The organism is Mycolicibacterium sp. P4_G11, from assembly GCF_056555145.1.
On sequence record NZ_JBFUJW010000020.1, the window covers coordinates 1 to 8,485 of the forward strand.

The following is an 8,485-nucleotide window of genomic DNA, read 5'->3' on the forward strand; positions in this document are numbered from 1 at the left end:
GCCGCCGGGGGCGGCGGTGCCGCTGAGCCGGTTTCCGGTGACTTTGCCTCCGGTGACGGCGAGGACCTGACGCATCCCGTATGGGCCCGGTCCCACGATCTGGGGTTCGGCGAGCTCTGCGGTGTAACTGAACTCCGGCTCCAAATTCACTGGGCTGCACCCACTCCGGCGGCTGCCATCACAGCTGACATACCTTCGGCGATGACATCGCGCCCGAAGGCCTCGAGCACAATATTGGGGTTGAAGTACTCGCGGATCAGCGCGACCTTGCCGTCCCGAATCCGCATATGGGTGCAATAGGAATTGGCGTAGATCCTGCCGGTCTGCGTGACCGTCGCCTTTCCGTGCAGTTCCAGAATGAAGAGTTCCGGGTCGGTCGTATCGTGCACGGTCAACGAATCAATCCGGAGGTCGGGCACCGAAGCGAAGAACCAGTCGATGAAATGACCGATCAGTTGTCGGCCGGGGACGGTATCGGCGAGCGGCTCGGGCGCGAAGGGCATCTCCCAGACGCCATCCTCGGCAAAGTTGTCCTTCCACACCTCCAGAGCCTCACCGCGAGGCGGGCCGTCATCGAAGGCCCCCCAGAATCGCTCAACCGTCGCGCGGTTGTCCGTTTGTACGCTCATGCGCCCGCCTCCATCTCTCGGTCGACTGCCGTCACAGTCGGGGTGGCAAGACTGAGACTGCACCATTCGTCGTTAATAGTCAACACTTTGTCGATAAATGCCTATCCCTTGCCCCGCAACGCGACTGGTGATACTCGGCAGAGAAACCGTCTACTATTCGACAGACTGTTGATTAAACACGACAATGCGTTAAAGTCACTGTGGGCCTTGCCTCCATCCCCGCGGATGCTGCGCTTGCGCGGCCCGATGACCACCATTCCAGGCACCGCCAACAACGAGGATTTGCCATGAAACCACCGACCAACCGGCTGTTTCGTCTGCGGAAGCGGCCGCAAGGCACAGTCACCGAACAAGATCTCGAGTGGGTCGAGGAATCCATCCCCGACATTGCGGAGGGGCAGGCATTGGTACGCACCCTGTACCTGTCTCTCGATCCCACGAACCGCGTGTGGATGAGCCAGTTGCGTTCCTACATACCGCCGGTCGAATTGGGCGCGGTGATGCGGGGCCTCGGCGTCGGACAGGTGATCGAAAGCCGGCGCGAAGATCTGCCGGTCGGCGCATACGTCCTCGGCTTCACCGGCTGGCAAGAATATTGTGTCGCTGACGATTCCGCACTCGAGTTTCCGTTCACCGTGCTGCCCGACCCATTACCGGCGCCGCTCTCGGCTTTCCTGGGAGTGCTTGGCCACACCGGCATTTCAGCGTTCATCGGTGTCGAGCTGGGCGACCCTCAGTCCGGCGAGACGGTAGTCGTTTCCGCCGCCGGAGGCGCCGTCGGATCCATCGCCGGCCAGCTGGCAAAGCAACGTGGCGCCCGCGTGGTCGGTATTGCCGGCGGCGCCGAGAAATGCCGACACTTGGTGGAGGAGCTGGGTTTCGATGCATGCGTGGACCGGCACTCCGACAACTGGCGCGAGCAACTCGACGAGGCGACGCCCGGCGGCATTGATGTCGACTTCGAGAACGTGGGCGGCCCGATCATGGATCACGTCCTGGGTCGATTGAACATCGGCGCACGAGTGGCGCTGTGCGGTCTGATCTCGGAGTACGACACCTACAATAACGACGGCGAGCAGCCGGGCCTGCGCAATGTAAACCAACTACTCATGCAGCGAGTTAACCTGCGGGGCTTCATCGTTACCGACCACATCGACCGTTACGCTGAGATCATCGGAAAGCTCGCCGCGGCGCTGGGTGAGGGTTCGGTGACATATGACGAGACCATCGTCGAAGGTTTGGAGCACGCTCGGGAGACCCTGAATCAAGCACTGTCGGGCGGCGCTCGAGGAAAGACGGTCGTCCAGGTCGCACCGCTCCCCTAGCCCCGTTAGCGAGCGCCGCGCCGCCCAACCGGTAGTGAGTCACCCGTTGGGCGGCGCGGCAACGGAATCCGTTCAGGCATGAATGGACTCGTTCTGTCGCCCGAATCATCGCAGCATCGGATCAGCCCTAGATCGCTTTGCAATCAACCGATTCCGGTCGCGGGCGGCTGCACTTCCCGTCGGAGGATCTTGCCGGTCGGGCCCTTGGGCAGAGAGTCCACGAACCAGATTTCGCGGGGGTATTTGTACGCGGCGAGGCGATCTCGTACGAACGCCTTCAATTCGGCGACGCCTGCGTGCGCGCCACGTTTGAGGGCAACCGCTGCGCCGATCTCCTCCCCGAGGTCTGCGTGTTTGATGCCGACCACCGCAACTTCAGCGACAGCAGGATGTTCGTAGAGCACTTCCTCGACCTCGCGGGGATACACGTTGTACCCACCCCGGATGATCAGGTCCTTCTTGCGGTCGACGACGGTGTAGTACCCGTCGCTGTCGCGAATCGCGATGTCCCCGGTACGAAACCAGCCATCGGGAATCGCTTCGGCCGTTGCCTCAGGCCGGTTCCAGTAGCCCTTCATCAGGTTCTCGCCCCGGATCGCGATCTCGCCAGGTATGCCATCAGCAATGTCCTCACCATCATCGCCGACGATGCGCAGCGCGCACCCGCGTACCGGTATCCCGATGGTGCCGTGTCTGCGCTGGTGCCCTGGCTGGTTGAAGCAGGCAATGGGCGCCGTCTCCGAGAGCCCATACCCTTCGTAGATTTCGCAGTCGAACTTCCGCTCAAACGCTTTGAGAATCTCGACGGGCATGGGCGCACCGCCGGTGATGCATGTGCGAAGGGAGGACATGTCGGCGTCATCTGCAACCGATGAGTGCAGTATCGCGGCGTACATGGTGGGCACGCCCTCGAGGACGGTCACTCGATCGCGGGCCACGACCTGCAAAGCCTTGGCCGCCTCGAAGCGAGAGACAAGGGTGAGAAGGGCCCCGGCTTTGACCGCCGCATTGAGCCCGCAGGTGAGGCCGAAGACGTGGAACAACGGCAAGCAACCGAGAATGACGTCTTCGGGGCCCACGTTGATCAAGGTGTCCACTGTCGTCGCGGCGTTGGAGGACATGTTCCGGTGCGTGAGTTCTGCCCCCTTGGGCTTCCCGGTGGTCCCCGAGGTGTAAAGAATCACCGCGGTATCGTTGTCGGTTCGCTCGGCCGCTTCATGGATTGGGTTGCCGGGCAGGTTGATTGGACCTGCGGCAGGCACCAATGCCGAGCGAATTCCGACTTTCTTCGCTGCGGCCGGCACAACGGAATCGTCGCCCTCCAACCCGTACACCATCGTCATACCCGAGTCGGTGAGGTAGTACTCGACCTCACGGGCACTCAGCAGCGGATTCATGGGAACTGCGACCGCGCCCGCGAGTAGAACGCCGTAGAACAGCACCGGGTATGCCGGGACGTTGGGAAGCACCAGGCCAACCCGGTCGCCGGGAAGCACACCTTGAGCCCGCAGATCTCCAGCCACAGCCGCAGCGCGGTCATAGAGCTCACGGTAGGACAGCACGTATTCGTCGAGCTTCACCGCCGGCCGATCTCCGTATTCGTGCGCGGTCGCGACCAGATTGCCGGCAAGGTTGGACACGGTTGCCTCCTACTTCGGAAGGGAGCTCGCATTCGTATTCCGCAGCCCCGGGGCGCGAGTCCCGTTTGAGCTCAGGCAGCACAGCAGCCGACCCTGAGCAGGCAGTCGGCGCCGGCGGGGACATCAGAGGCCAGTCCGGCGTACCCCCATAGTATGGACTATGTGTTCACTATTATCAACATAATGTCGGGTATTGTTCTCGTATGCCCTCAGCCCGCACGGCGTGCGCTCTTGAATCAGCTGCTCTGACCTATCATGCTTCCCATGGCGTCCACTTCATCTTTTAGCCTCAGCGCTGCGGAAACGCGGGTGGGCAGACGAAACATCAAAGGCGATCAACGCGAGCAAGCCATCCTTGAAGGCGCTTACGACATGTTGCGCACGGTGCCCCTGCGCAACATCTCCATCGACGATCTCACGAAGCGCGCGGGGCTGTCTCGGTCGTCGTTCTACTTCTACTATGAGTCCAAGTGGCAGCTGTTGTCCGCACTGCTCTCGAGGGTCACAGCCGACGTATTCCAAGCGTCGCAATTGATTTTTGAGCGCCCAGCCGGCATGCCACCGGAGGCGGCCATAGAGCATGCGGTCAACGAGGTCATTCAGGTGTGGGAACGTCATGGCCACGTTCTTCGTGAAGTAGCCGACGCCGCTGCGGCCGAACCGGACCTGCAGGCGCAGTGGGACACGATCCTCGGGCGGTTCATCGACGCTTCGGCGGCCAGCATCGAACGGGACAGAGCTGCCGGTATAGCTATCGCCGGACCACCGGCCAGGTCGTTGGCCGCAGCCCTGATGTGGATGGGAGAACGCAACCTCGCATTGATGAGCCTGCGCAGCGAGAACGCAATCCCGTTGGAAGACATGGCCGAAACGGTGACCACGATCTGGCTGCGGACCGTCTACGGACTCGAGTGGAAACCGCGCGAGAAGCCTCGTAAACGCCGCAAGTCCTCCTCGAAGACGTGATCGACGTCTTCGAGGAGGACCTCGCTCGACTTCCGGGCGGCTCGGACGCTACTGGTTGTCCAAAGCCATTTTCGTCATGTTTAGCCCCGGCATGAGCATGTGACCACCCTCGACTAACATCTCGAGGCCTGTCGTCCATCGCGACTCGTCGGAGGCCAGCCACAGAACCGCCTCGCTCATGGCCTGCGGCGGCAGCAGACCCACATCGCGCAGAAGTGCCCAGTACCTGGCGCCCTGTAGGTCCTCCTTGACGCCGTTACCCGGGCCCTTGCCCGCGCAAAGGTCGTAGCCACCTTGCCAATCCAAGGCCGGGGTATCGGTAGGCCCGGGAAGCAGCGAGTTGACTCGGATGCCGTACTGGCCGAACTCGAGTGCTGCGCTCTTCGCCAAGCCGAGTACGCCATGCTTCGACGCCACGTAGTGGACGTAGTGGGGAGACCCCTCCACCCCGTTGCCCGACGAGGTGATGATCACCGAGCCACCTCCGCGCGACTTCATGGCAGGAGTCACCGCTTTCAGGGTGCGCCAGGGCCCCATGATGTTGACGTTGAGCACGTCCAGGAACTCGTCCTCGGGAATGTCCGCGAACGGGTGCACGGTCCAGATCCCGGCGTTGGCCACTGCAACGTCGAGTCCACCGAAGGCCCGGACGCCCTCGGCCACCAACTTGTCCAACGCGGCCTGCTCGCGGACGTCGCCTTGGTGCGCGATGATCCGCCGACCCAGCGCCTCGACTTCCTTGACCGTGATCTCGAGGTCGGCTGCGGTGCCGACGGGATAGGGAACCCCGCCATTCGCCGGGCAGTCGAAGGCGAGGATGTCCGCCCCTTCCTGCGCGAGGCGGATGGCGTGTGCCCGGCCCTGACCTCGGGCCGCTCCGGTGATCAGAGCGACCTTTCCTTCCATTCTTCCCATGTTCGTTCCTTCTGAGGTGAATCTTTACGGCCAGCCGGCCGGCGAGACCGCTTGTGGTGCAACGGATGTAGATCGAGGCCTCACGCGGCCGGCCTGATCAACTGAAGCAGGACATCGATGCCGGGAGGCTCGGTCCAGACATGCGTGGAATCCCCCATCAGAATCGGCCGTGCGATCGGATCTGGGCGCCCCGGCCCCCGGATGGAGCAGCCCACGAGTTCGGGGCCATCGGCGCGGTGTAGGCGTAGTGCCACGTGATCGAGTTTTGCCGGCGCTCCGCCGAGGGCCGCATCAAGCGCGGCCGGATCGTGGACGGTGTACAACTCGACCTCTGCCCCCGAAACGCTGAGGAACGCCGCACTGATACTCATGGCTGGAACATCAACCGCGCGAGCAACTTCGACGCCAAAACGATCACACCACTGCGCACGCGCGGATGCCAAGTCGCGCACGAGGATTCCGACATGGTCGAGCCGAACCGGTCCGGCGGCCGTCGGCAAGCTCACTGCCGGCCCGCTGCGACGAAGTGCGGAGCCAGGCCTGGCGCGGGTTCCGTCCAGCGCTGCGTGATCACTTTGGACTTTGTGTAGAAGCGATAGCCGTCGTAGTTGAGGCCGTCATCTCCGAATCGCGAGTCGCCCCACCCGCCGAAGCCGAACCATGAAATCGGCACGGGGATAGGCACGTTGATTCCTACGCTGCCGGCCGACACGGCCCGGCTGAACCGACGTGCAGCCGCGCCGCTGCCGGTGAAAATGATCGCGCCATTTCCGTAGGGATTATCGTTGACGATCTGCAGGGCCTGCTCGAGATCATCGGCGCGCACGACGCTGAGGACCGGTCCGAACACCTCGTCCCGGTACAGGTCGCTCTCGACACTGACGCGGTCAACCAGGCTCGGGCCGATGAAGTAGCCGTCCCCTGCCGCAGGCCGGTCACGGCCGTCGACGACCAGCTGCCCGCCCTGCTCAACCGAGCGTTCCAGCGCCCCGCGGACCCGGTCGAGTGCGCCCGCTGAGATCAACGGTCCCATGTCGATACCCGACGCCGCACCGTCGCCCACCCTGAACGCCCTTGCGCGATCGGCAATCTTGTCCACCAGTGCGTCTGCCGCCGAACCGACGGCAACCGCGACCGTCACTGCCATGCATCGCTGACCTGCGGCACCGTACGCCGCGGACACCAACGCATCGGCAGCGGCGTCGAGGTCCGCGTCGGGCATCACCACAAGGTGGTTCTTGGCACCCCCGAGGGCCTGCACCTTCTTACCGGCCTCGGCCGAGCGCCGGTAGATCGCACGCGCTACCGGGGTCGACCCGACGAACGACACTGCCGCGACATCGGGGTGGTCGATCAGCGCCTCGGCCGCCTCGACACCGCCGTGCACCACGTTGAGCACGCCGTCGGGCAGTCCTGCCTCGCTCATGATCTGCGCCAACCGCACCGACGCCGAGGGCACCTGTTCACTTGGCTTGAGCACGAACGCATTTCCGCACGCAATGGCAGCTGCGAACATCGACACCGGCACCATCACCGGGAAGTTGAACGGTGTGATGCCGGCGCATACACCGAGCGGTTGCCGGAAAGAGTACGTATCGACGCCATTGGCGACCTGCTCGGCGTACTCCCCCTTGAGTTGCTGCACAACCGAAAGCGACACGTCTACGGCCTCAATCGAGCGCGCCAGCTCGCCGCGGGCGTCTGCAAGCGTCTTGCCCTGTTCGGCCGTGATGATCGACGCCAGGTCGTCCACCTGCTCGTGCAGCAGCGCCCGGAAGCGATGCAGTATCGATGCGCGGGTCGAGGCGGGCGTGTCAGCCCACGCCGTGGCTGCAGCGCGCGCACTGGCGACAGCTTCGTCGACGGCATCGGCACGGCCCAACACGACTGTCCCGATCACGCGCCCCGTAGCGGGGTCGTGGATCTCTGCACGCGGCCCGTCTGCCGAGGAGACGGCTGTGCCGCCGATCCAATGCGGCACGGTCTCAAGAGATATATCGATGGTCACAGCAACTCCAATGGTTCAGTAAGGCCAAATATCCGAAATGCCAACCAGTCTCACGCGTTAGCGCGGGGATGCGGAATTTCGGGGAACATCTCCAGGCCGTAGTTGACCTTCAGATTCTCGACTTCGGCCTGCAACTGCTCGGGCGTCCGAAGCTCACGATTACGAGCTTCGTAGAAGTACTTGTCGATGCCGCCGTTGGGCTCAAAGCCGTTGCTGTCGGGCCCAGGCACGAACACCACGAGAATCCGGGCTTCGTCACCGACCACCTCATAGGTGTGTCGCTGATCCTTGCGCCCCCACACGAACTGGCCCTTTTTGGCGTTGTACGAACCGGCCTCGGTGTGAATCTTGATCTCACCGTCCATCACGAAAAAGCCCTCTTCCTCTCGGTGGTGGATGTGCCAGACCGGTTCGGTACCACGAACCCAGTTGGTCTCGATGACGATCAGCTGACCGTTGGTGGTCTCACCGGTCGCGTGGATCCAGAAATCCACGCCGGTCATGAAGTCACCGGTCATGTTGAAGTGGATGTCCTCACGGTGGGAGACGTAGCTCTCCCCATCGCGCGAAGCTGACGGTTGGATCTGGTCGACTTCCGATTTCGTGGCCATGTCAATCCTCTTATGTCGTTGTGACGCCGTGCGCCGGTGTTCGGTGTCACGGCCCTGCAAAAGTTGAGATTAGACTCACAGTCGATACTAGTCAACACTATGTCCACTTTTGCGGATTCAACATTCCACCGGTTAATGGCGAGCGATACTCGACACACTGTTGACTATCACCAACTGATGGTGCACGATCGGATCCACCGCGGTGCTGAAGGCAGCCCCGCTCGAAAACGGAGGTGGATCAATGAATTTGGAGCCGGAGTTCAGTTACACCGCAGAGCTCGCCGAACCCCAGATCGTGGGACCGGGCCCATACGGGATGCGTCAGGTCCTCGCCGTCACCGGAGGCAAAGTCACCGGAAACCGGCTCAGCGGCACCGCCGCCCCCGGCGGC

Annotated in this window: 10 protein-coding genes; 3 read left to right on the plus strand and 7 right to left on the minus strand. The window is 62.9% G+C overall.

Annotation, left to right across the window (positions count from 1 at the left end; all coding sequences use genetic code 11):
- Positions 1 to 150: DUF3237 family protein (locus AC1U2B_RS28445; protein WP_480219426.1), on the minus strand; the 150-nt coding region annotated here is incomplete at its 3' end.
- Positions 147 to 629 (minus strand): nuclear transport factor 2 family protein, encoded by a 483-nt coding sequence (locus tag AC1U2B_RS28450; protein WP_480219418.1) that lies wholly within the window; start codon positions 627 to 629, stop codon positions 147 to 149. The genes AC1U2B_RS28450 and AC1U2B_RS28445, both read right to left, overlap by 4 nt.
- Positions 630 to 916: 287 nt before the next feature.
- Between AC1U2B_RS28450 and AC1U2B_RS28455 the strand changes: the two genes are divergently transcribed.
- Positions 917 to 1,954 carry an NADP-dependent oxidoreductase gene (locus AC1U2B_RS28455; RefSeq protein WP_480219419.1) on the plus strand — a complete coding sequence of 346 codons (1,038 nt, stop codon included), beginning with the start codon at positions 917 to 919 and terminating at the stop codon, positions 1,952 to 1,954.
- Between the two features lie 143 nt (positions 1,955 to 2,097).
- On the opposite strand, the gene AC1U2B_RS28460 is transcribed toward AC1U2B_RS28455, so the two are convergent.
- Positions 2,098 to 3,594, minus strand: coding sequence for a long-chain-fatty-acid--CoA ligase (locus AC1U2B_RS28460; protein WP_480219420.1), 1,497 nt, complete (start codon positions 3,592 to 3,594; stop codon positions 2,098 to 2,100).
- Between the two features lie 255 nt (positions 3,595 to 3,849).
- Here AC1U2B_RS28460 and AC1U2B_RS28465 point away from each other — a divergent pair, with 255 nt between their 5' ends.
- On the plus strand, positions 3,850 to 4,560 hold the full coding sequence (locus tag AC1U2B_RS28465) for a TetR/AcrR family transcriptional regulator (protein WP_480219421.1): 711 nt from the start codon (positions 3,850 to 3,852) through the stop codon (positions 4,558 to 4,560).
- Between the two features lie 48 nt (positions 4,561 to 4,608).
- On the opposite strand, the gene AC1U2B_RS28470 is transcribed toward AC1U2B_RS28465, so the two are convergent.
- From AC1U2B_RS28470 to AC1U2B_RS28485, 4 genes are all read right to left on the minus strand, one after another.
- Entirely contained in the window at positions 4,609 to 5,475 is an 867-nt protein-coding gene (locus tag AC1U2B_RS28470; protein ID WP_480219422.1) for a mycofactocin-coupled SDR family oxidoreductase, read from the minus strand.
- Between the two features lie 80 nt (positions 5,476 to 5,555).
- Positions 5,556 to 5,981, minus strand: coding sequence for a VOC family protein (locus AC1U2B_RS28475; protein ID WP_480219423.1), 426 nt, complete (start codon positions 5,979 to 5,981; stop codon positions 5,556 to 5,558).
- A complete protein-coding gene (locus AC1U2B_RS28480; RefSeq protein WP_480219424.1) occupies positions 5,978 to 7,483 on the minus strand; it encodes a CoA-acylating methylmalonate-semialdehyde dehydrogenase in 1,506 nt (501 codons plus the stop codon). The genes AC1U2B_RS28475 and AC1U2B_RS28480 overlap by 4 nt, the downstream gene beginning before the upstream one ends.
- Before the next feature lie 50 nt (positions 7,484 to 7,533).
- Positions 7,534 to 8,094, minus strand: coding sequence for a cupin domain-containing protein (locus AC1U2B_RS28485; RefSeq protein ID WP_480219425.1), 561 nt, complete (start codon positions 8,092 to 8,094; stop codon positions 7,534 to 7,536).
- 241 nt (positions 8,095 to 8,335) lie between these two features.
- On the opposite strand from AC1U2B_RS28485, the gene AC1U2B_RS28490 reads away from it, so the two are divergent.
- Positions 8,336 to 8,485 (plus strand): DUF3237 family protein (locus AC1U2B_RS28490; protein WP_480219426.1); only part of this gene is annotated, 150 nt, incomplete at its 3' end.

What these genes read in the sequence shown, in the direction of transcription:
- AC1U2B_RS28470 (WP_480219422.1), bottom strand. Translation starts at nt 5,475, where the DNA reads ATGGGAAGAATGGAAGGAAAGGTCGCTCTGATCACCGGAGCGGCCCGA.
- AC1U2B_RS28465 (WP_480219421.1), top strand. Translation starts at nt 3,850, where the DNA reads ATGCTTCCCATGGCGTCCACTTCATCTTTTAGCCTCAGCGCTGCGGAA.
- AC1U2B_RS28485 (WP_480219425.1), bottom strand. Translation starts at nt 8,094, where the DNA reads ATGGCCACGAAATCGGAAGTCGACCAGATCCAACCGTCAGCTTCGCGC.
- AC1U2B_RS28455 (WP_480219419.1), top strand. Translation starts at nt 917, where the DNA reads ATGAAACCACCGACCAACCGGCTGTTTCGTCTGCGGAAGCGGCCGCAA.
- AC1U2B_RS28450 (WP_480219418.1), bottom strand. Translation starts at nt 629, where the DNA reads ATGAGCGTACAAACGGACAACCGCGCGACGGTTGAGCGATTCTGGGGG.